A 20,801-nucleotide genomic window follows, 5' to 3' on the forward strand; every position below is an offset into this window, starting at 1 on the left:
CCCCGGGGATCACGGCGACCGCGTGCTACGCTTGCTGACGCCTCAATCGGGTGTCGCGTGCGGCTGCGTCGACATCATGATCAAGGGACACGTCCTGTAGCCGGACGACCCGTGGCGAATCCCTCTACTCACGCAGGAACCGCATCAGCGGTGTCGATCGTCGCGCGCCCATGCGTGTGCGCGGACGCCCTGCATCATCCGCAGTCAGAGACTTTCTCCCCTGGAAGGAAAACGTGTCCACCAAGTCACGCACCCGCAGCAAGACCCGCCTCTCCCGCGCGCTGGGCATCCCGCTCACGCCGAAGGCGGCCAAGTACCTCGAGAAGCGCCCCTACGCGCCGGGCGAGCACGGCCGGTCCAAGCGCAAGCAGGACAGCGACTACGCCGTCCGCCTGCGCGAGAAGCAGCGCCTGCGCGCCCAGTACGGCATCCGCGAGGCCCAGCTCAAGATCGCGTTCCAGGAGGCGCGTCGCGCCCAGGGCCTGACGGGTGAGAACCTCGTCGAGATCCTCGAGCAGCGCCTCGACGCGCTCGTCGTCCGCTCCGGCCTCGCGCGCACCACGGCGCAGGCCCGCCAGCTCGTCGTGCACCGCCACATCATGGTCGACGGCAAGATCGTCGACCGCCCCTCCTTCCGCCTGAAGGCCGGCCAGATGATCCACGTCAAGCCGCGCTCCGAGGGCACCGAGCCCTTCCAGGTCGCGGCCGCCGGCGGCCACGCCGACGTCCTGCCGAAGCTGCCCTCGTACCTCGAGGTCGAGCTCGACAAGCTGCAGGCCCGCCTCGTGCGCCTGCCGAAGCGCGCCGAGGTCCCCGTGACCTGCGAGGTCCAGCTGGTCGTCGAGTACTACGCAGCCCGCTAGCACTCCTCTCCACCGTCCGCGAGGCGGGTCGTCCCTTCCGGGGCGGCCCGCCTCGCGGCGTTTCCCCGGCCGAGCCCGGCGTCGACCGGCGGGGACGGACGGCCGTCAGCCGCCGGTCGCCCGCACCGCGGCCGGTAGGATCGCCCTCGGCCCCCGTGGCCGCACGCCCGGTACGACACCTCCCGGAAGGGGAGCCGCATGAAGAACCTCGTCCTCATCGCCGTGGGGGTCGTCCTCGGCTTCGCCGTCGCCCACGTGGTCGACCGCACGCCCGCCGGGCACCGCCTGCTCCAGGACGTCGACGCCCGGGCCCGCCGCTTCGGGGAGGCCGTCGAGGACGGCTACCGCCGCCGCGAGGCCGAGCTGCGCGCCGCCGTGGGCGAAGCCGAGGACACCATCACCGAGCTGGGAAAGCAGTAGACCGCATGCAGACCGCAGACATCCGCAACGCCTGGCTGACGTACTTCGGCGACCGGGGGCACACCGTCGTGCCGTCGGCGTCGCTCGTGAGCGAGGACCCCACCCTGCTGTTCACGGTGGCCGGCATGGTGCCGTTCGTGCCGTACCTCACGGGCGTGGTGCCCGCGCCGTTCCCCCGCGCCACGAGCGTGCAGAAGTGCATCCGCACGCTCGACATCGAGGAGGTCGGCCGCACGCCCCGGCACGGCACCTTCTTCCAGATGAACGGCAACTTCTCGTTCGGCGACTACTTCAAGGAGCAGGCCATCGCGTACGCGTGGGAGCTGCTCACCACGAGCGAGGCCGACGGCGGGCTGGGCTTCTCGCCCGACGACCTGTGGGTCACGGTCTACCACGAGGACGACGAGGCCCGGCAGGCGTGGAAGCGCATCGCGGGCCTGCCGGACGACCGGATCCAGGGCCTCGGCCGCGACACGAACTACTGGCACACCGGCCAGCCCGGCCCCGCGGGCCCCTGCTCGGAGATCTTCTTCGACCGCGGTCCCGCCTACGGCGCCGACGGAGGCCCCGCCACGGACGACGACCGCTACGTGGAGATCTGGAACCTCGTCTTCATGCAGTACCTGCGCGGGCAGGGCACGGGCAAGGCCGACTTCGAGATCCTCGGCGACCTGCCGAGCAAGAACATCGACACCGGCATGGGCCTCGAGCGCGTCGCCTTCCTCAAGCAGGGCGTCGAGAACATGTACGAGATCGACCAGGTGCGCCCGGTCCTCGACCGCGCGTCCGAGCTCGCGGGCCGCCGCTACGGCGCGGACCACGAGGACGACGTGCGCATGCGCATCGTCGCCGACCACGTGCGCTCGTCCCTCATGCTCATGTCCGACGGGGTCCGGCCGTCGAACGAGGGGCGCGGCTACATCCTGCGTCGCCTCATGCGCCGCACGGTGCGGGCGATGCGCCTCATGGGCGTCGACACCGCGACCTTCGGCGAGCTCTTCCCCGCGTCGCGCGACGCGATGAAGGCCGCCTACCCCGAGGTCTCCGACGACTTCGACCGCATCTCCCGCCTCGCGTACGCGGAGGAGGAGACCTTCCTCCGGACGCTCGCCGGGGGCACGACGATCCTCGACGTGGCCGTCGGCGAGACGAAGGCGGCCGGCCGCGAGCGGATCGCGGGCGACACGGCCTTCCTGCTGCACGACACGTTCGGCTTCCCCATCGACCTCACGCTCGAGATGGCGGAGGAGAACGGCCTCACGGTCGACCGCGAGGCGTTCGACCGCCTGATGCTGGAGCAGCGCACGCGCGCCAAGGCCGACGCCAGATCCAAGAAGACCGCCCTCGCCGACCTCACCGTCTACAGCGCGTTCCGCGCCGCCGGCGAGACGCGCTTCACGGGCTACGACGAGCTCGAGACCGGCACGACGATCCTCGGCCTCATCGTGGGCGGCCACAGCGTCGACCACGCGGTCGTGGGCGACATCGCCGAGGTCATCCTCCCCGAGACGAGCCTCTACGCCGAGTCCGGGGGACAGGAGGCCGACGCCGGCAGCATCGTCGGCCAGGGCTTCGACCTCGAGGTGCTGGACGTGCAGAAGCCCGTGAAGGGCCTCATCAGCCACCGCGTGCAGGTGCGCTCGGGCGAGGTGGGCGTCGGCGACGCCGCCACCACGGTCGTCGACGCCGACTGGCGCCGCGGCGCCACGCAGGCGCACTCGGGCACGCACCTCGTGCACGCCGCGCTCCGCCAGGTGCTCGGTGAGGACGCGCACCAGTCGGGCTCCTACAACCGCGCCGGCTACATGCGGCTCGACTTCGCCTGGAACCAGGCGCTGTCGCCCGCGACCCGCAGCGAGATCGAGGACATCGCGAACGGCGCCGTGCGCGACGACCTGCAGGTCGTCACCCGCGTCATGCCCATCGACGAGGCGAAGCAGCTGGGCGCGATGGCGCTGTTCGGCGAGAAGTACGGCGACACCGTGCGGGTCGTCGACATCGGCGGCCCGTGGTCGCGCGAGCTGTGCGCGGGGACGCACGTGTCGTCGAGCGCGCAGATCGGGCTCATCAACGTCGTGGGGGAGTCGTCCGTCGGTTCCACGAACCGCCGCATCGAGTCGCTCGTCGGCCGCGAGGCGTTCCAGGACCTGGCCGTCGAGCGCGCCATCGTGTCGCAGCTCACCTCGAGCCTCAAGACGCCGCGCGAGCAGCTGCCGGACCGCATCGCCGACCTCATGCAGAACCTCAAGACCGCGGAGCGGCGCATCGCCGACTTCGAGGCGCAGGCGCTGCAGCAGCGCGTGCCCGCGCTCCTGCAGCAGGGCGCGCGCGTCGGCGCCGTGACGCTGATCCAGGAGTCGCTCGGCAGCGTCCGCTCGGCCGACGAGGTGCGGCAGCTCGTGACCCTCGTGCGCGAGCGCGCCGGGTCCGAGCCCGTCGTCGTCGCCCTCGCGGGCGACGCGGGCGGCAAGCCGACGGTCATCGTCGCCACCAACCAGGCCGCGCGCGACGCCGGCGCCAAGGCCGGGCAGCTCGCCCGCGCGGCGGCGGCGGTGCTCGGCGGCGGCGGAGGCGGCAAGGACGACCTCGCGCAGGGCGGCGGATCCGACGTGTCGGCCATCGGCGACGCCCTCGCGGCCGTCCGCCAGGCGCTCGCCTCCTGATGCGCGTCGGGGCGCGCCTCGCGGTGGACGTCGGGAAGGCGCGCATCGGGCTGGCCCGATCGGATCCGCACGGCCTGATCGCGACGCCCGTCGAGACCGTCCCGCGCGACGCGTCGGGCTCGGCGGACGTGCGGCGGATCCTCGAGCTGGCCGCGGAGGTCGACTGCGTGGAGCTCGTCGTGGGCCTCCCGCTGGCGCTCTCCGGCCGCGCGACGGCCTCCACCGACGACGCGGAGGGCTTCGCCCGAGGGCTGGCCGATGCCTCCGAGATCCCCGTCCGACTGGTCGACGAGCGGCTGTCCACGGTGTCCGCCCAGAGCGCGCTCCGGTCCTCGGGCAGAGGGTCCCGTAAGCAGAGGCCCGTGATCGACCAGGTCGCGGCAGTTATAATCCTTCAACATGCGCTCGACACCGAGCGCTCCGCCGGCTCCCCACCCGGCGCTCTCGTCCCGAGGAACCGAGTCGATCCTGACCGACACGCCTGAGACCGACCCCGCCCGACGCGCCACGACGGCCGCGGGCGCCGGAGCCGACCCCTTCGAGAGCCTCTTCGGGGAGGCCGCTCCGGGGGCTTCCCCCGCACCGGGATCGACTCCTTCCCCGGGCCGTGACGGCGCCCCGAGCGGCGAGCTCGCCGGCACCGGACCCGGTGCCCCCATGACGCGCCGCGAGCTGCGGGCCCTCCGCGAGAACGCCCAGGCGCGCTCCGGTGCCGCCTCCGCCGTCCCGGACGACGACCCGCGGACCGGCACCTCGCCCGTCGCGGACCGCCACGACGCGTCCGCCGCCCCCGCATCCCGCGCGCGTCCCGCCGCCGACGACCGCCCGCGGGCCGACGTCGCGGCCGCCGCCACGTCGTCCGCCTCCGCCGCGGCAGCCGACGCGTCGTCCGCCTCGGCGGCCGCCGCGGGTCTCGCGGCCTCCGCCGCCGATCCCGCGGCGTCCCGTCCCGCGGTCGCGGCCGCCCGCACGGCCTCCTCGTCCCCCCGCTCCGGCGACGGCAGCGGGCGCACGCGCGTGGCGCCGACGGCCCCGGCGCGCACGGCCGCCGCGCCGAAGGCGAAGCGTCGCCACCCCAAGTGGCCGTACGTGCTCGTCCTGCTGGTCGTGCTCTTCGGCGGCGCGGCCGTCATCGCCACCTCGCTCTTCGGCCCCGTCGTGAGCGCACTCATGACGCCGGCCGAGCCCACCGACTACGACGGCGACGGATCCGGCGAGGTGCAGGTCGTCGTCAAGACGGGCGACACCGGCACCACCATCGGCGACACGCTCGCCGAGCAGGACGTCGTCAAGACCTCGAAGGCCTTCTACCAGGCCGTGGTCCGCTCCGGCGAGGTCGTGTTCCAGCCGGGGACCTACACGCTGCGGAAGCAGATGAGCGCGGCATCCGCGCTCGAGCTGCTGCAGGATCCGGCGAGCCAGGTGCAGCAGAAGGTCACCATCCCCGAGGGCCACACCGCCGCGCAGGTGTTCGAGCTCATCGCGGAGGGCACCGGGACCCCCGTGGCCGACCTCGACGCGGCCGCCGCCGACCTCGCGGCGCTGGGTATCCCCGCGGAGGCGCCCGGCATCGAGGGCTACCTGTTCCCCGCGACCTACGACTTCCCGCCCGGCACGTCCGCGCCGGACATGGTGAAGGCGATGGTGGAGCGCGCCTTCCAGGCGCTCGACCAGGCGGGCGTCCCCGTGGCCGACCGGCACCGCGTGCTCACGATGGCCGCGCTGATCCAGAAGGAGGCGCGCTTCGAGGGCGACTTCTACAAGGTGTCGCGCGTGTTCCAGAACCGCATCGACGTCGGCATGCCGCTGCAGTCCGACGCCACCGTGGCGTACGGGGCGCAGTCCGTGGGCCGGGTCGCGACGACCGACGCCGAGCGCGCCGACGACAACCCCTACAACACGTACGTCCACCCCGGACTGCCCGTCGGACCCATCTCGAACCCCGGCGATCTGGCGATCAAGGCGGCCCGGGCGCCGGCCGACGGGCCGTGGCTCTACTTCGTGACGGTCAACACGATCACCGGCGACACCGTCTTCTCCCAGACCTTCGACGAGCACCTCCGGGCCGTCGCCCAGTGGCAGAAGTTCATGAGGGACAATCCGGGCAATGGCTGACCCGCGGACGCCGGCCGTGCGGCTGGCAGTCCTCGGCAGTCCCATCGCGCACTCGCTGTCGCCCCGGCTGCACCGGGCGGCCTACGACGTGCTCGGGCTCGACTGGTCGTACGAGGCCGTGGAGTGCGCGGGAGCGGACCTCGGCGGGTTCGTCGCGGGCCTCGGATCGGGCTGGCGCGGCCTCTCCCTGACGATGCCGCTCAAGCGCGACGTGCTGCCGCTCCTCGACCGGGTCGACGACACCGCCCGGCTCGCGGGCGCGGCCAACACCCTCCTCCTCGAGCGGGACGCGGCGGGCAGCGTGGTCCGCCGCGGCGCGAACACCGACGTCGCGGGCATCGTCCGCGCGCTCCGGACGGCCGGCGTCGCGCGGTCGTCGCGCGCGGTGGTGCTGGGCGCCGGAGCGACCGCCCGCTCGGCCCTGGTCGCGCTCGCCCGCATCGGCGTCCGGGACGCGACCGTCGCCGCACGCCGGCCGGACCGCGCGGGCGACCTCCGTCCGCTCGCCGACGAGCTCGGGGTCCGGCTCCGCATCGTGCCGCTGGACGAGGCCACGGCCCCCCTCCGCGACGCCGACACGGCGATCAGCACCCTCCCGGGCGATGCCGCCGCTGCCGTCCCGCTGCCGGAGGACCTGCCCGAGGCGGCGGTCCTCCTCGACGTCGCCTACGCGCCGTGGCCCACGGGCATCGCGTCCGGCTGGGAGCGGGCGGGCGGGTGCGTCGTGCCGGGCATCGACATGCTCGTGCACCAGGCGCTCATCCAGGTGCGCCTGTTCGCGCAGGGGGACGACGAGCGGGAGCTGCCGGACGAGGAGCGCGTGCTCGCCGCCATGCTCGCCAGCGTCGGCCGTGATCCGCGGAGGCCCTGGACCGGCCCCTGACCCGCCGGTCACCCCCGACCGCTGTGGGAGGATGGGCGCATGCTGCGTTGGCTCACCGCCGGGGAATCCCATGGCCCCGAACTCATCGCCGTCCTGGAGGGCCTCCCCGCGGGCGTGCCCGTGAGCCTCGACGGCATCCGCGCCGACCTCGCCCGTCGCAAGCTCGGCTACGGCCGCGGCGCGCGCATGGGCTTCGAGCAGGACGAGCTGAGCCTGTCCACGGGCGTGGTGCACGGGCGGACGCTCGGCAGCCCCATCGCGGTGCGGATCGGCAACACGGAGTGGCCCAAGTGGGTCGACGTGATGAGCCCCGAGCCCGTGGACCCCGCCAAGCTGCAGGGCGCGCGCGCCGCCGCCCTCACCCGCCCGCGCCCCGGCCACGCCGACCTCGTGGGCATGCAGAAGTACGACTTCGACGAGGCGCGGCCCGTGCTCGAGCGCGCGAGCGCCCGTGAGACCGCCGCCCGTGTCGCCCTCGGCGCCGTCGCCCGCGCGTTCCTCGCCGAGCTCGGCATCACGCTCGTCAGCCACACGCTGTCCATCGGCCCGGTGCGCGTGCCCGAGGGCGCGCCCCTGCCGACGCCCGCCGACGTCGAGGCGCTCGACGCGGATCCGCTGCGCTGCTTCCACGCCGAGACGAGCGCGCGCATGGTCGCCGAGGTCGACGACACGAAGGCGAGCGGCGACACGGTCGGCGGCGTCGTCGAGGTCCTGGCCTACGACCTCCCGCCGGGCCTCGGCTCGCACGTGCACTGGGACCGCCGGCTCGACTCGAAGCTCGCGGCCGCGCTCATGGGCATCCAGGCGATCAAGGGCGTGGAGGTCGGCGACGGCTTCCTCACCACGACGCGCCGCGGATCCGAGGCGCACGACGAGCTGTTCTCCACCGCGGACGGCATCGGCCGGTCCACCGACCGCGCCGGCGGCACCGAGGGCGGCATGAGCACGGGCACGGTCCTCCGGGTCCGCGCGGGCATGAAGCCCATCGCCACCGTGCCGCGCGCCCTCCGCACCATCGACACCGCCACCGGCGGCGCCGCCCCCGCGAACCACCAGCGGTCCGACGTGTGCGCCGTGCCCGCCGCGGGCGTGGTCGCCGAGGCCATGGTCGCGCTCACTCTCGCCGACGCCGTGCTCGAGAAGTTCGGCGGCGACTCCGTGGGCGAGACCCTCCGGAACCTCCGCGGCTACCTCGACGCGATCCCCGAGGGCCGCCGCACCGGCGCCGACCTCGTGGACGAGGCGGACGCCGCGCCGCCGGCGGCGCCCGGGTCCTGAGCGTGCCGGTCGTCCTGATCGGCCCGCCGGGCGCGGGCAAGACCACGGTCGGACGCCGTGTGGCCCGCGCGCTGGACGCGCCGTTCACCGACACGGACCGTGCCGTGGTGGACGCGCACGGATCCATCGCCGACATCTTCCGCGACCACGGCGAGCCCCGGTTCCGCGAGCTGGAGCGCGCGGCGGTCGCGCGCGCCCTCGCGGACGACGGCGTCGTGTCGCTCGGCGGGGGAGCGGTGCTCGATCCCGCCACGCGCGCGGACCTCGCGTCGCACGTCGTCGTGCTCCTCACCGTGAGCGAGGAGGCCGTGCGGTCGCGGATCCGCGGCGACGACCGCCCGCTCGTGGACGGCCTCGCGAGCTGGCGCCGCATCGTCGCCGACCGCGAGGAGCTCTATCGCTCGCTCGCCGACCTGACCATCGACACCTCCGACCGCCCGCTCGCGCGCATCGCGCGCGAGATCGAGCGCTTCGCCCGGGAGAGGCAGCCATGACCGACCACGACACCCCCGACACCGCTGCTGCCGCCGCCGAGCCGGACGCCCCCACCGTGATCCACGTCTCCGGCACGCCCGGCTACGACGTGACCGTGGGCCGCGGCCTCGTCGCGGGCGTCGGGCGCCTGCTCGGTCCGCGCGTCCGCAAGGTGCTCATCGTGCACGCGCCCGCCCTCGCCGAGGAGGCGTCGCGCCTCCGGGAGCGCCTGCAGGGCGACGTGGAGGTCTACCTCGCGGAGGTGCCGGACGCCGAGGGCGCCAAGCGCATCGAGGTCGCCGCCTTCTGCTGGAAGATCATGGGCACGACCGCCTTCACGCGCTCCGACGCCGTCATCACCCTGGGCGGCGGCGCCACCACCGACCTCGGCGGCTTCGTCGCGGCGACCTGGCTTCGGGGCGTCATGCTCATCCAGGTCCCCACGACCGTGCTCGCCATGGTGGACGCGGCCGTCGGCGGCAAGACGGGCATCAACACGTCCGAGGGCAAGAACCTCGTCGGGGCGTTCTACGCGCCGACGGCCGTGATCGTGGACCTCGACCTGCTCGCGACCCTGCCGCGGGAGGAGATCGTCACGGGCTTCGCGGAGATCGTGAAGGCCGGGTTCATCGCCGTGCCGGAGATCCTCGACGTCATCGAGCGGGACGTCGCCCGCGTCACCGACACCACGAGCCCCGAGTTCCGCCGGGTCGTGGAGCTGTCGATCGCGATGAAGGCCGAGGTCGTGGGGGAGGACTTCACCGAGAAGGGCCGCCGCGAGATCCTCAACTACGGGCACACGCTGGGCCACGCCATCGAGCACGCCGAGCGCTACCGCTGGCGGCACGGCGCCGCCGTCGCGGTGGGCATGGTGTTCGCCGCCGAGCTGTCGCGCCTCACGCGGTCGCTCTCGGACGAGGCGGTCGACCGGCACCGGCGGATCCTCGACTCGCTCGACCTGCCCACCAGCTACCCCGTTGGCCGCTGGCCCACGCTCGTCGCGAGCATGAAGCGGGACAAGAAGGCGCGCGGCGACATGATGCGCTTCATCGTGCTCGACGGCGTCGGCCGCGCGAGCGTGCTCAACGGCCCCGAGGAGGCGCTGCTCTTCGCCGCGTACCAGGAGATCGGGTCGTGACCGACGACGCGCGTCCCGTCGCGCTCGTCACGGGCGTCGGGCGCGTCGCCGGCCTCGGCGCGGCGATCGCGGAGGACCTGGCCCTCGGCGGCTGGGACGTCGCGTTCTCCTACTGGTCCGCGTACGACGCGCGCATGCCGTGGGGCCGCCAGCCGGAGGACCCGGCCCGGGTGGCCGAGGCCGTCGAGCGCGCGGGCGGCCGGGCGCACGCCATCGAGGCGGACCTCATGGACACCGGGGCCGCCGAGCGGATCCTCGACGAGGTCGAGCGCGGTCTCGGGCCGCTCACGGGCCTCGTCCTCAGCCACGCCGAGTCGGTGGAGGGCGGGCTGCTCGACACGACGGTGGAGAGCCTCGACCGCCACCTGGCGGTGAACGTCCGCGCGTCGCTGCAGCTCGTGCAGGGGTTCGCGCGCCGGTACCGCGCGGTGCCCGGTGCCGGCCGCATCGTCGCCCTCACGAGCGACGCCGTCGTGGGCGAGGTCGCGTACGGCGCGAGCAAGGCCGCGCTCGACCGCATCGTCATCGCGGCGGCGCGCGAGCTCGAGGACGTGCGGATCACGGCGAACCTCGTGGATCCCGGCCCCACCGACACGGGCTGGTTCACGCCCGAGATCCGGGAGACCCTCCGCGAGACCACGCCGCGCGGCCGGCTCGCCGAGCCCCGCGACGCCGCCGCGCTCGTGTGCTTCCTGCTCTCCGCGGAGGGCGGCTGGATCAACGGCCAGCGCATCCGCTCCGACGGCGGCCAGAGCGTCGCCTGACCCCGCCTAGGCTGGGCGCATGTCACGCGTGCTCGTCCTCAACGGCCCCAACCTCGGACGGCTCGGCAGCCGCGAGCCCGACGTGTACGGCACGGGATCGCTCGACGACCTCCGCCGGGAGCTGGTGGCCTTCGCGCCGGACGACGTGGAGATCGACCTCCGCCAGACCGACGACGAGGCGACCCTCATCGGCTGGCTGCACGAGGCCGTCGACACCCGGACGCCCGTGATCATGAACCCGGCGGCGTTCACCCACTACTCGTACGCGCTCCGCGACGCGGCCGCCCTCGTGACGAAGGCGGGCATCCTCCTCCTCGAGGTGCACCTGTCTAACCCGCACGCGCGCGAGGAGTTCCGGCACCAGAGCGTCATCTCGCCCGTCGCGACGGGCGTCATCGCGGGCCTCGGCCAGGGGTCCTACCTCCTCGCCCTCGCGCACGTGGTGACCGGCACCCGTTAGGCTGATCCCTCGGATCGACCGCACGCGCCCGACGACGGGAGCGGAGCCGGCATCCTCCGCGCGGCCGCTCGATCGCCGCATCCCGCTCGTCGAACAGGCAAGGACCTCCCCGCATGGCCTCTACCGCTGACATCAAGAACGGCATCGTCCTCAACATGGACGGCCAGCTGTGGACCGTCATCGAGTTCCAGCACGTGAAGCCGGGCAAGGGCGGCGCGTTCGTGCGCACCAAGGTCAAGAACGTCATGACCGGCAAGGTCGTCGACCGGACGTTCAACGCGGGCGCGAAGATCGAGACCGAGACGGTCGACCGCCGCGACTTCCAGTACCTCTACGCCGACGGCGAGAACTACGTGTTCATGGACACGAGCGACTACGACCAGATCACGCTGTCCGCGGCGCAGGTCGGCGACGCCAAGAACTTCATGCTCGAGAACCAGGACGTGACCGTGGCGCTGCACAACGGCGAGGGGCTCTACGTCGAGCTGCCCGCGTCCGTCGTGCTCACGATCACGTACACGGAGCCGGGCCTCCAGGGCGACCGCTCCACCGGCGGCACCAAGCCCGCGACGGTCGAGACCGGGCACCAGATCCAGGTCCCGCTCTTCCTCGAGCAGGGCACGCGCGTCAAGGTGGACACCCGCACGGGCGACTACCTCAGCCGCGTCACCGACTGACCCCGTGAGCGCACGCACCAAGGCGCGCAAGCGCGCCCTCGACGTCCTGTACGTCGCCGACATCCGCGGGGAGACGATCCCCGCGACCCTCGCGGTCGAGCAGCAGCGGGCCGCGGCCGAGCCCGACCGGCAGGCATCGTGGCAGTACGCCCGGGAGATCGCCGAGGGCGTGGTGGAGCACCAGGACGAGATCGACGAGCTCATCGAGACGTACTCGGTGAACTGGACGCTCGCCCGGATGCCCGCCGTCGACCGCGCGATCCTGCGCATCGGCATCTGGGAGATCCTCTTCAACGCCGACGTGCCCGACGGCGTCGCGATCTCCGAGAGCGTGGACCTCGCGTCGTCGCTCTCGACGGACGAGTCGGCGTCGTTCGTGAACGGCATGCTCGCGCGGATCGCGGCGACGCAGGCCTGATCCCACGCCGTCGGTTACGTCGGATGACGCCCGGCGACGGCGTGTGACGGGCCGGGATCCGCGCGGGGGCGCATCGCCCTAGCGTCGGGTCATGCCCGTCACCGCCCCCGCCACGCACCGCGATCCCGCCGCGGCCGCCGCCCCGACGGATCCGGCACCCGCCTCCGCCGGTGCCGTCGCCCTCCGCGGGGTCGGCCGGTCGTTCGCCGTCGACGGGTCGCGCGCCCGGCGCCCCGTGCTCCGCGACGTGGACCTCGACCTCGCCGCGGGCGACGTCGTGGCGATCCTCGGCCCGTCGGGCTGCGGCAAGTCCACGCTCCTCCGCCAGGTCAGCGGACTCGACCGGCCGGACGCCGGCACCATCCGCATCGACGGCACGCCCGTGCAGGACGTCGACCAGCGCTCCGCGGTCGCGTTCCAGGAGCCGCGCCTCCTCCCGTGGCGCACCATCCGCGCCAACGTCCGGCTCGGCCTGCCCCGCGACGTGCCGCGTGCCGAGGGCGACGCCCGCGTTCGCGACCTCCTCGAGCTCACGGGCCTCGCCGAGGCGGCGGACCTCCGCCCGCGCCAGGTGTCCGGCGGCATGGCCCAGCGCGCCTCGCTCGCGCGCGCCCTCGCCCGGCGGCCGCGCGTCCTCGTGCTCGACGAGCCGTTCGGCGCGCTCGACGCCCTCACGCGCCTCCGCATGCAGGACCTCCTCCTCGACGTGCACGCCGCCATCCCGACCACCGTCCTGCTCGTCACGCACGACGTGGACGAGGCGCTGCACCTCGCCGATCGCGTGGTGCTGCTCGGGCCGGATCCCGCGCCCGGCAGCGCGCCCGGCGCCACCGTCCGCCGCGTGCTCGAGGTGCCCGGCGCCCGGCCGCGCGACCGCGGCGACGCCACCCTCGCCGCCCTCCGGGCCGAGCTACTCGAGGGTCTCGGCGTGCCCGGGCACCGCGCGGCGGCCCCGCGCGACGCGGGCTGATCCGCCGTCCCACCGCACGCGCACGGCCCCCGCATCCACCGCATCCCCGCATCACCCGCCCCCGCCCCCCCCGCACCCCGACACCGCACCGAGGACCCACCGTGACCCGTCTCCTGCCCCGCAGATCCGCCCTCCCCGCGCTCGCCCTCGCGAGCGCCGCCGTGATGCTCCTCGCCGGCTGCGCCGCGGGCGAGGGATCCTCCGTCGCGCCGGCCGCCGCCGACGCGGCCGCCGACCCCGCCGGCTGGAGCGCCGACACGCTCACGGTCGACTGGGCCACCTACAATCCGCTCAGCCTCATCGTGAAGGACCAGGGCCTCCTCGAGGAGCGCCTGGGATCCGACGTCGCGGTGGAGTGGGTGCAGAGCGCCGGGTCCAACAAGGCCAACGAGCTGCTCCGCGCGGGCGCGGTCGACGTCGGCTCGACCGCGGGATCCGCCGCGCTGCTCGCGCGCGCCAACGGCTCGCCCATCCGCACCATCGACGTGTACTCGCAGCCCGAGTGGACCGCGATCGTCGTGCCGCAGGGATCGCCCATCACGAGCGTCGACCAGCTCCGCGGCGCCGACATCGCCGCGACGACGGGCACCGACCCGTACTTCTTCCTGCTGCAGGCGCTCGACGAGGCCGGCATCCCCGCCTCCGAGGTGACGATCCAGAACCTCCAGCACGCCGACGGCCGCGCGGCCCTCGAGAACGGCTCGGTCGACGCGTGGGCCGGCCTCGACCCGCTGATGGCGGCCAGCCAGGCGCAGGCGGGATCGACGCTCCTGTACCGCAACGTCGACTTCGCGACCTACGGGTTCCTCAACGCCACCGAGTCGTTCCTCGACGCGTCGCCCGACCTCGCGCAGGCCGTCGTCGACGCCTACGAGCAGGCGCGCGCGTGGGCGGTCGAGCACCCGGACGAGACCGCGGCCATCCTCGCGCAGGCCGCCGCCATCGACCCGGCCGTCGCCGCCACCGTGATCGACCGGACGAACCTCGGGGTCGATCCCGTGCCCGGCGACGCCCAGCGCTCCGTGCTCGAGCGCGTCGGGCCGATCCTCGTGGACTCGGGCGACGTGCCCGACCAGGGGAAGGTCGACGCGGCGATCGACGAGCTGTTCGAGCCGCGCTTCGCGGAGTCCGCCGATCCCGCCGCCGGGACGGCCGGATGACCGCCGTTGACCAGGACCCGGCCGCGGCGGACGACCTCCGCGTCCCGGACCCGCGGCCCGGGGACGCCCGCCGCTCCGCCGGCGGCCGGCTCGCCCGCGCCGGCCTGGGACTCGTCGTCCCCGTGCTCGTCGTCGGCCTCTGGGCCGTCGTCACCGCCACCGGCGCGGTCGCGCCGCACCTGCTCCCGGCGCCGCTCGACGTCGTGCGGGCCGGGGTGCAGCTCGCCGAGCAGGGGATCCTCGGGCAGTACGTCGCCATCTCGCTGCAGCGCGTGCTCCTCGGCTTCGCGCTCGGCGCGACGGTCGGGCTCGTGCTCGGCGCGGTGGTCGGGCTCTCCCGCGTCGGCCGGCTCCTCCTCGCGCCCACCGCGGGCGCGTTCCGGACGGTGCCGTCGCTCGCGTGGGTGCCGCTGCTCCTGCTCTGGATGGGGATCAACGAGGACTCGAAGGTGACGCTCGTCGCCATCGGGGCGATGTTCCCCGTGTACACGACCGTCGCGGGCGCGCTCCGGCACGTGGACCCGCACCTCGTCGAGGTGGGCCGCGCGTTCGGGCTCGCCCGGATCCCGCTGCTGGTCACCGTGCAGCTGCCCGCCGTGCTGCCCGCCGTGGTCTCGGGTCTCCGCCTCGCGCTCGCGCAGTCGTGGCTCTTCCTCGTCGCGGCCGAGCTGCTCGCCGCGTCCATGGGGCTCGGCCACCTGCTGACGGAGTCGTCGGCGAACGGGCGCGTCGACCGGGTGCTGCTCGCGATCGTGCTGCTCGCGGTGCTCGGGGCCGTCACGGACGCCGTCGTGGGGGTCGTCGAGCGCGTGCTGGTGCGCCGCTGGGGCTGATCCCGCCGTCCCACGTGTCGTCGCGTGACGCGCCGGTTCCGGATCCCGCCCCCGGCGCACGTAGCGTCGGCGCATGACCTCCCCGCGCATCGAGCAGGCCGAGACCGTCCCCGCGACCGCCCCCGCCGACGAGCGGGACCTGTTCCCGCCGCCCGTCGCGCTCGCCCGGGCCGCGAACGTCACGGCGGAGGCGTACGCGCGCGCCGACGCGGATCCGATCGCCTTCTGGGAGGACGCCGCCCGCCGCCTCGACTGGGAGACGCCGTGGAAGACGGCGCACACGTGGGTCCCGCCGGTCGCCGACGACGGCACGCCGCAGGTCCCCGCCGCCACCTGGTTCGCGGGCGGCCGCCTCAACGTCGCCGCCAACTGCGTCGACCGGCACGTCGCGGCCGGCCGCGGCGGGAAGGTCGCCCTGCACTTCGAGGGCGAGCCGGGCGACCGCCGGACGGTGACCTACCTCGACCTCCAGGAGGAGGTGTCGCGCGCCGCGAACGCGCTCACGGCCCTCGGCGTCGGCCCCGGCGACCGCGTGGTGATCTACCTGCCCGTGCTCGTCGAGACGGTCGTCGCGACGCTCGCGGTCGCCCGCATCGGCGCCGTCCACTCGCTCGTGTTCGGCGGGTTCTCCGCCGAGGCGCTGCGCTTCCGCGTCGAGGACACGGGCGCGAAGCTCCTCATCACGAGCGATGGGCAGAACCGCCGCGGCACCGCCGTCGCCACCAAGCCGCAGGCCGACGAGGCCGTCGCCGGCGTGGCGTCCGTCGAGCACGTGCTCGTCGTCCGCCGCACCGGGCAGGACGTGCCGTGGACCCCGGGGCGCGACGTCTGGTGGCACGACGCCGTCGGATCCGCGTCGCCCGTGCACGCGCCGGAGGCCTTCGACGCCGAGCACCCGCTCTTCGTGATCTACACGTCCGGCACCACCGGCCGCCCCAAGGGCCTCGTGCACACGTCCGGCGGGTACCTGACCCACGCGTCGTGGGCGCACTGGGCCCACTTCGACGCGAAGCCCGACGACGTGCACTGGTGCACGGCCGACCTCGCCTGGGTCACCGCCCACACCTACGAGATCTACGGCCCGCTCTCCAACGGCCTCACGCAGGTGATCTACGAGGGCACGCCCGACACGCCCCACCGCGGCCGGCACCTGGAGATCATCGAGCGGTACGGCGTCACCACGTACTACACGGCGCCCACGCTGATCCGCTCCCTCATGAGCTGGTACCCCGACGGCGTCGCCGGGCACGACCTGTCGAGCATCCGGCTGCTGGGCTCGGTGGGGGAGGCGATCAACCCGGCCGCCTGGCGCTGGTTCCACCGGGAGGTCGGCGCGGGGCGCGCGCCCGTGGTCGACACGTGGTGGCAGTCGGAGACGGGTGCCGCCGTGATCGCGCCCCTGCCCGGCGTCTCGACGCTGAAGCCCGGTCACGCGGGCCGCGCCCTGCCCGGGTTCCTCGTCGACGTGGTGGACGACGCCGGCGAGCGGGTCCCCGCGGGGGAGGGCGGCCTGCTCGTGATCCAGCGGCCCTGGCCCGGCATGGCCCGCACGGTCTGGGGCGACCCCGACCGCTACCGCAGCGCCTACTGGGAGCGCTTCGCCGACCGCGGCTGGTTCCTCGCGGGCGACGGCGCCCGGCGCGACGCGGACGGCGACGTGGCGCTCCAGGGGCGGATCGACGAGGTCGTCAACGTCTCCGGCCACCGCCTCTCGACCATCGAGATCGAGTCCGCGCTCGTCGCGCACCCGCGGGTGGGGGAGGCCGGGGTCACCGGCGTCGCCGACGGGCTCACCGGCCAGCGCGTGGTCGCGTTCGTCGTGCCGCGCGGCGACGACCGCCCCGCGGACGACGACGCCGCCGGCTGGGCGGCGCTCGCCGCGGAGCTGGGGCCCGTCCTCACGGCGCACGTGGCGCGGGTCATCGGCCCCGTCGCGAAGCCCCGGCGCATCGTCGCGGTGCCGGACGTGCCGAAGACGCGATCGGGGAAGATCATGCGGCGGCTCCTCGCCGACCTGGTCGAGGGCCGGACCCTCGGTGACGCGACGAGCCTGCAGGACGCCGCCGTGCTGGGGCGGATCCGCGCGGTGCTCGACGCGTCCGCCCGCTGAGGACACACGCGGGCGGCCCGGTCGCCTCGCGCCGCGGCGGGCACCCGGTAGAGTGACCGGCGGAACAGACCACCTTTAACATCCGTCCCGAGAGGCGGGGAAGGAGGTCGGATTGCCTCAGCGCGTCGTGCTGCAGCCCTCTGACATCACCCGTGCGCTCACGCGCATCGCCCACGAGATCCTCGAGTCGAACCGCGGCCCCGCCGGCCTGCTGCTCCTCGGCATCCCGACCCGGGGCACCGTCCTCGCCGAGCGCATCGGCCGGATCATCGCCCGCCTCGAGCCCGACGCCCCCGCCGACCTGGTGGGCTCGCTCGACGTCACCATGTACCGCGACGACCTGCGGCGGAACCCCACCCGCGCCCCGGCGCCCACGCGGCTCCCCGCGGGCGGCGTGGACGGCCGCACGGTCGTGCTCGTCGACGACGTGCTCTTCTCGGGCCGCACGGTGCGCGCCGCCCTCGACGCCATCGGCGACCTCGGCCGCCCGACGGCCGTGCGCCTCGCCGCGCTCGTCGACCGGGGCCACCGCGAGCTCCCCATCCGGGCCGACTTCGTGGGCAAGAACCTGCCCTCGAGCCTGGCCGAGCGGATCTTCGTCCGGCTCGACGAGATCGACGGCGAGGACGCCGTCACCATCCAGGGCCCCGACCACGAGGGGGGCGACCGGTGAGGCACCTGCTCTCCACCCGCGACCTGTCGCGCGACGAGGCCGTCCGCATCCTCGACGTCGCCGAGGACATGGCCGACGTCGGCACGCGCGAGATCAAGAAGCTCCCCGCGCTCCGCGGCCGCACGGTCGTCAACCTCTTCTTCGAGGACTCGACGCGCACCCGGATCTCGTTCGAGGCCGCCGCGAAGCGCCTCTCGGCCGACGTCATCAACTTCAGCGCCAAGGGGTCGAGCGTGTCCAAGGGCGAGAGCCTCAAGGACACCGCGCAGACGCTGCAGGCGATGGGCGCCGACGGCGTCGTCGTCCGCCACCCGTCGTCGGGTGCGCCGCACACGCTCGCGGGCAGCGGCTGGATCGACGCGGGCATCGTCAACGCGGGCGACGGGACGCACGAGCACCCCACGCAGGCGCTCCTCGACGCCTTCACGATCCGCCGCCGGCTGCACGGATCCGCCGCCCGGGGTCGGGGCCTCGACGGCGCGCGCGTCGTCATCGTGGGCGACATCCTGCACAGCCGCGTCGCGCGCTCGAACGCGTGGCTGCTCACGACGCTCGGCGCGGAGGTCACGCTCGTCGCGCCGCCCACCCTCGTGCCGGTGGGGATCGACTCATGGCCGGTCACCGTGCGCTACGACCTCGACCGGGCCCTCCGCGAGGTCCGGCCGGACGCCGTGATGATGCTCCGGATCCAGGCCGAGCGCATGCGCGCCGCCTTCTTCCCGAACCCGCGCGAGTACGCGCGCATCTGGGGCCTGGACGACGCGCGGCTCGCGCTCCTCGGGCCCGATACGATCGTCATGCACCCGGGGCCCATGAACCGCGGGCTCGAGATATCCGCCGCCGCCGCCGACTCGGAGAGGTCCACGGTGCGCGAGCAGGTCGCCAACGGCGTCTCGGTGCGCATGGCCGTCCTCTACCTCCTGCTGTCCGGCGACGGGAAGGCCGACCGATGACCCAGAACGCGAAGATCCAGGACGCGACCACCATGGACGACACCCACCTGATCCGCGGCGCGACCCTGCCCACGGGCGAGCGCGCCGACATCCTCCTCGCGGACGGGCTGATCCGCGCGATCGGCCCGGACCTCGTCGCCCCGGCCGACGCGCACGTCGTCGAGGCAGACGGCCTCGTGGCCCTGCCCGGCCTCGTCGACCTGCACGTGCACCTCCGCGAGCCCGGCTACGAGCAGAGCGAGACCGTGCTCACCGGGTCCCGCGCCGCGGCCCTCGGCGGCTTCACGGCCGTCTTCGCCATGGCGAACACTATGCCCGTGCAGGACACCGCGGGCGTGGTCGAGCAGGTCAAGGCGCTCGGCGACGCCGCGGGGTACGCCACCGTCCGCCCCATCGGCGCCGTGTCCGTGGGCCTCGCGGGGGAGTCGCTGGCCGAGATCGGCGCCATGGCCTCGAGCCGCGCCGCCGTCCGCGTCTTCTCCGACGACGGGAAGTGCGTCTCCGACCCGCTCCTCATGCGCCGCGCGCTCGAGTACGTGAAGGCGTTCGACGGCGTCATCGCGCAGCACGCGCAGGACCCGCGCCTCACCGAGGGCGCCACCATGAACGAGGGCGCGCTGTCCGGCGAGCTCGGCATCACGGGCTGGCCCGCGGTCGCCGAGGAGTCGATCATCGCGCGCGACGTGCTGCTCGCCGAGCACGTCGGATCCCGCCTCCACGTCTGCCACGTCTCGACCGCCGGCTCCGTCGACGTGATCCGCTGGGCCAAGGCCCGCGGGGTCGACGTCACCGCCGAGGTTACGCCGCACCACCTGCTGCTCACCGAGGACCTGGTCGCCGGCTACGACGCCCGCTACAAGGTGAACCCGCCGCTGCGCCGCCGCGAGGACGTGGAGGCGCTCCGCCTCGCGCTCGCCGACGGCACCGTCGACGTGGTCGCCACCGACCACGCCCCGCACCCGACGGAGGCCAAGGACTGCGAGTGGGACGCGGCCGCGTTCGGGATGGTCGGCCTCGAGTCGGCGCTCTCCGTGGTCCAGCTCGCGATGGTCGACACGGGCCTCCTCGACTGGCAGGGCGTCGCGCGCGTCATGTCGCACGCGCCCGCGCGCATCGGCCGCCTCGCCGAGCACGGGCACGCGCTCGAGGCCGGGTCCCCGGCCGACGTCACGCTCTACGACCCCGCGGCCTCGCGCGTCTTCGGCCGCGCCGACCTCGGCGGCCAGAGCGCCAACTCGCCCTACCTGGAGATGACGCTGCCCGGCCGCGTCGTCGCGACCTTCCACCGCGGCTACCCGACCGTGCTCGACGGCGCGCTCGTCGACCGCGATCGCGTCGCCCGCGCCGCGGTCCTCCGCGACCGCGCGGACGCCGACGCGCGCTCGGCCGCCGCCGCCGCCTCCTCGGCGGGACCCGCATGAGCGACCGCATCGGACCCGCGGTCAGCGTGATCGCGCTCCTCGTCCTGCTGCTCGGCCTCATGGCGCTCGGCTGGCGCGCGCGCCGCCGCCGCCAGCGCGCGCTGCCCGAGCCGCCGCGCCCGCCCGCCGGGCTCCAGGCGCCGACGCTCGAGGTCGACGTGCTCTACGTCGCCACGACCACCGCCGGCCAGCCGCTCGATCGGCTCACGGTCCGCCCCCTCGGCTTCCGGGGACGCGCGGCGGCCCGCGTGCACGACGCCGGGCTCGTGCTCGCGATCGACGGCGAGCGCGAGGTGCTCGTGCCCGCCGGCCGCATCACCGGCTCCGGCCTCGCGACCTACGCGATCGACCGCGTCGTGGAGGAGGGCGGCCTCGTGGCCGTCACCTGGATCCTCGACGAGGCCGCCGGGACCCCGGTCGACACGTACCTCCGGGTGATCGACCCGCGCGAGAAGTCCGCGCTGGTCGACGCCCTCCACCGGATCCCGCGCCTGGCGCACGACGACGACAACGAAGGGAAGTGACCGA

Annotated in this window: 21 protein-coding genes; all 21 read left to right on the forward strand. The window is 74.5% G+C overall.

Annotated elements, in window-relative coordinates:
- Window positions 1-233: 233 nt before the first annotated feature.
- The 21 genes from rpsD (at window position 234) to QFZ62_RS01025 (ending at window position 20,797) form a co-directional block, all read left to right on the forward strand.
- On the forward strand, window positions 234-863 hold the full coding sequence (rpsD, locus tag QFZ62_RS00925; protein ID WP_307500896.1) for a 30S ribosomal protein S4: 630 nt from the start codon (window positions 234-236) through the stop codon (window positions 861-863).
- Between the two features lie 198 nt (window positions 864-1,061).
- Entirely contained in the window at window positions 1,062-1,283 is a 222-nt protein-coding gene (locus tag QFZ62_RS00930; protein ID WP_307500897.1) for a hypothetical protein, read from the forward strand.
- Between the two features lie 5 nt (window positions 1,284-1,288).
- Window positions 1,289-3,946, forward strand: a complete 2,658-nt coding sequence (gene alaS, locus QFZ62_RS00935; RefSeq protein WP_307500898.1) for an alanine--tRNA ligase — start codon at window positions 1,289-1,291, stop codon at window positions 3,944-3,946.
- On the forward strand, window positions 3,946-4,431 hold the full coding sequence (ruvX, locus tag QFZ62_RS00940) for a Holliday junction resolvase RuvX (protein WP_307500899.1): 486 nt from the start codon (window positions 3,946-3,948) through the stop codon (window positions 4,429-4,431). Before alaS ends, ruvX begins: the two co-directional genes overlap by 1 nt.
- A gap of 172 nt (window positions 4,432-4,603) precedes the next feature.
- On the forward strand, window positions 4,604-6,061 hold the full coding sequence (gene mltG / locus QFZ62_RS00945) for an endolytic transglycosylase MltG (protein WP_307500900.1): 1,458 nt from the start codon (window positions 4,604-4,606) through the stop codon (window positions 6,059-6,061).
- Window positions 6,054-6,944: a shikimate dehydrogenase gene (locus QFZ62_RS00950; RefSeq protein ID WP_307500901.1), complete on the forward strand. Its 891-nt coding sequence runs from the start codon at window positions 6,054-6,056 to the stop codon at window positions 6,942-6,944. Before mltG ends, QFZ62_RS00950 begins: the two co-directional genes overlap by 8 nt.
- A 39-nt stretch (window positions 6,945-6,983) precedes the next feature.
- The gene (aroC, locus tag QFZ62_RS00955) at window positions 6,984-8,222 is read left to right on the forward strand and encodes a chorismate synthase (protein WP_307500902.1); all 1,239 of its coding nucleotides are present in this window, start codon (window positions 6,984-6,986) and stop codon (window positions 8,220-8,222) included.
- Window positions 8,223-8,224: 2 nt separating this feature from the next.
- On the forward strand, window positions 8,225-8,716 hold the full coding sequence (locus QFZ62_RS00960) for a shikimate kinase (RefSeq protein ID WP_307500903.1): 492 nt from the start codon (window positions 8,225-8,227) through the stop codon (window positions 8,714-8,716).
- Window positions 8,713-9,834, forward strand: coding sequence for a 3-dehydroquinate synthase (aroB, locus tag QFZ62_RS00965; RefSeq protein WP_307500904.1), 1,122 nt, complete (start codon window positions 8,713-8,715; stop codon window positions 9,832-9,834). The genes QFZ62_RS00960 and aroB overlap by 4 nt, the downstream gene beginning before the upstream one ends.
- Entirely contained in the window at window positions 9,831-10,598 is a 768-nt protein-coding gene (locus tag QFZ62_RS00970; RefSeq protein WP_307500905.1) for an SDR family oxidoreductase, read from the forward strand. Before aroB ends, QFZ62_RS00970 begins: the two co-directional genes overlap by 4 nt.
- Before the next feature lie 19 nt (window positions 10,599-10,617).
- The gene (locus tag QFZ62_RS00975) at window positions 10,618-11,058 is read left to right on the forward strand and encodes a type II 3-dehydroquinate dehydratase (protein ID WP_307500906.1); all 441 of its coding nucleotides are present in this window, start codon (window positions 10,618-10,620) and stop codon (window positions 11,056-11,058) included.
- A gap of 113 nt (window positions 11,059-11,171) precedes the next feature.
- Window positions 11,172-11,735, forward strand: coding sequence for an elongation factor P (efp, locus tag QFZ62_RS00980; RefSeq protein ID WP_307500907.1), 564 nt, complete (start codon window positions 11,172-11,174; stop codon window positions 11,733-11,735).
- Between the two features lie 4 nt (window positions 11,736-11,739).
- Window positions 11,740-12,153: a transcription antitermination factor NusB gene (gene nusB, locus QFZ62_RS00985; RefSeq protein ID WP_307500908.1), complete on the forward strand. Its 414-nt coding sequence runs from the start codon at window positions 11,740-11,742 to the stop codon at window positions 12,151-12,153.
- A 91-nt stretch (window positions 12,154-12,244) separates the two neighbouring features.
- Window positions 12,245-13,123: an ABC transporter ATP-binding protein gene (locus tag QFZ62_RS00990; RefSeq protein ID WP_307500909.1), complete on the forward strand. Its 879-nt coding sequence runs from the start codon at window positions 12,245-12,247 to the stop codon at window positions 13,121-13,123.
- Between the two features lie 101 nt (window positions 13,124-13,224).
- The gene (locus QFZ62_RS00995) at window positions 13,225-14,283 is read left to right on the forward strand and encodes an aliphatic sulfonate ABC transporter substrate-binding protein (RefSeq protein WP_307500910.1); all 1,059 of its coding nucleotides are present in this window, start codon (window positions 13,225-13,227) and stop codon (window positions 14,281-14,283) included.
- Complete coding sequence (locus QFZ62_RS01000) at window positions 14,280-15,116, forward strand: ABC transporter permease (protein ID WP_307500911.1); 837 nt, start codon at window positions 14,280-14,282, stop codon at window positions 15,114-15,116. Before QFZ62_RS00995 ends, QFZ62_RS01000 begins: the two co-directional genes overlap by 4 nt.
- A gap of 73 nt (window positions 15,117-15,189) precedes the next feature.
- Window positions 15,190-17,226, forward strand: coding sequence for an acetate--CoA ligase (gene acs, locus QFZ62_RS01005; protein ID WP_307500912.1), 2,037 nt, complete (start codon window positions 15,190-15,192; stop codon window positions 17,224-17,226).
- 112 nt (window positions 17,227-17,338) lie between these two features.
- Entirely contained in the window at window positions 17,339-17,899 is a 561-nt protein-coding gene (pyrR, locus tag QFZ62_RS01010; RefSeq protein WP_307500913.1) for a bifunctional pyr operon transcriptional regulator/uracil phosphoribosyltransferase PyrR, read from the forward strand.
- On the forward strand, window positions 17,896-18,852 hold the full coding sequence (locus QFZ62_RS01015; RefSeq protein WP_307500914.1) for an aspartate carbamoyltransferase catalytic subunit: 957 nt from the start codon (window positions 17,896-17,898) through the stop codon (window positions 18,850-18,852). The genes pyrR and QFZ62_RS01015 overlap by 4 nt, the downstream gene beginning before the upstream one ends.
- A gap of 32 nt (window positions 18,853-18,884) precedes the next feature.
- The gene (locus QFZ62_RS01020; protein ID WP_307507642.1) at window positions 18,885-20,273 is read left to right on the forward strand and encodes a dihydroorotase; all 1,389 of its coding nucleotides are present in this window, start codon (window positions 18,885-18,887) and stop codon (window positions 20,271-20,273) included.
- Window positions 20,270-20,797, forward strand: coding sequence for a hypothetical protein (locus QFZ62_RS01025; protein WP_307500915.1), 528 nt, complete (start codon window positions 20,270-20,272; stop codon window positions 20,795-20,797). Before QFZ62_RS01020 ends, QFZ62_RS01025 begins: the two co-directional genes overlap by 4 nt.
- Window positions 20,798-20,801: the final 4 nt, after the last annotated feature.

It is taken from the genome of Clavibacter sp. B3I6 (genome assembly GCF_030816895.1).
Lineage (GTDB): Bacteria > Actinomycetota > Actinomycetes > Actinomycetales > Microbacteriaceae > Clavibacter.

Bases quoted from the DNA above. Each gene is read 5' to 3' on its own strand.
- QFZ62_RS01020 (WP_307507642.1), top strand. From the start codon at position 18,885: ATGGACGACACCCACCTGATCCGCGGCGCGACCCTGCCCACGGGCGAG.
- QFZ62_RS00930 (WP_307500897.1), top strand. From the start codon at position 1,062: ATGAAGAACCTCGTCCTCATCGCCGTGGGGGTCGTCCTCGGCTTCGCC.
- alaS (WP_307500898.1), top strand. From the start codon at position 1,289: ATGCAGACCGCAGACATCCGCAACGCCTGGCTGACGTACTTCGGCGAC.
- QFZ62_RS01025 (WP_307500915.1), top strand. From the start codon at position 20,270: ATGAGCGACCGCATCGGACCCGCGGTCAGCGTGATCGCGCTCCTCGTC.
- QFZ62_RS00975 (WP_307500906.1), top strand. From the start codon at position 10,618: ATGTCACGCGTGCTCGTCCTCAACGGCCCCAACCTCGGACGGCTCGGC.
- aroB (WP_307500904.1), top strand. From the start codon at position 8,713: ATGACCGACCACGACACCCCCGACACCGCTGCTGCCGCCGCCGAGCCG.
- ruvX (WP_307500899.1), top strand. From the start codon at position 3,946: ATGCGCGTCGGGGCGCGCCTCGCGGTGGACGTCGGGAAGGCGCGCATC.
- efp (WP_307500907.1), top strand. From the start codon at position 11,172: ATGGCCTCTACCGCTGACATCAAGAACGGCATCGTCCTCAACATGGAC.
- mltG (WP_307500900.1), top strand. From the start codon at position 4,604: ATGACGCGCCGCGAGCTGCGGGCCCTCCGCGAGAACGCCCAGGCGCGC.
- acs (WP_307500912.1), top strand. From the start codon at position 15,190: ATGACCTCCCCGCGCATCGAGCAGGCCGAGACCGTCCCCGCGACCGCC.
- QFZ62_RS00950 (WP_307500901.1), top strand. From the start codon at position 6,054: ATGGCTGACCCGCGGACGCCGGCCGTGCGGCTGGCAGTCCTCGGCAGT.
- aroC (WP_307500902.1), top strand. From the start codon at position 6,984: ATGCTGCGTTGGCTCACCGCCGGGGAATCCCATGGCCCCGAACTCATC.
- QFZ62_RS00990 (WP_307500909.1), top strand. From the start codon at position 12,245: ATGCCCGTCACCGCCCCCGCCACGCACCGCGATCCCGCCGCGGCCGCC.
- QFZ62_RS01000 (WP_307500911.1), top strand. From the start codon at position 14,280: ATGACCGCCGTTGACCAGGACCCGGCCGCGGCGGACGACCTCCGCGTC.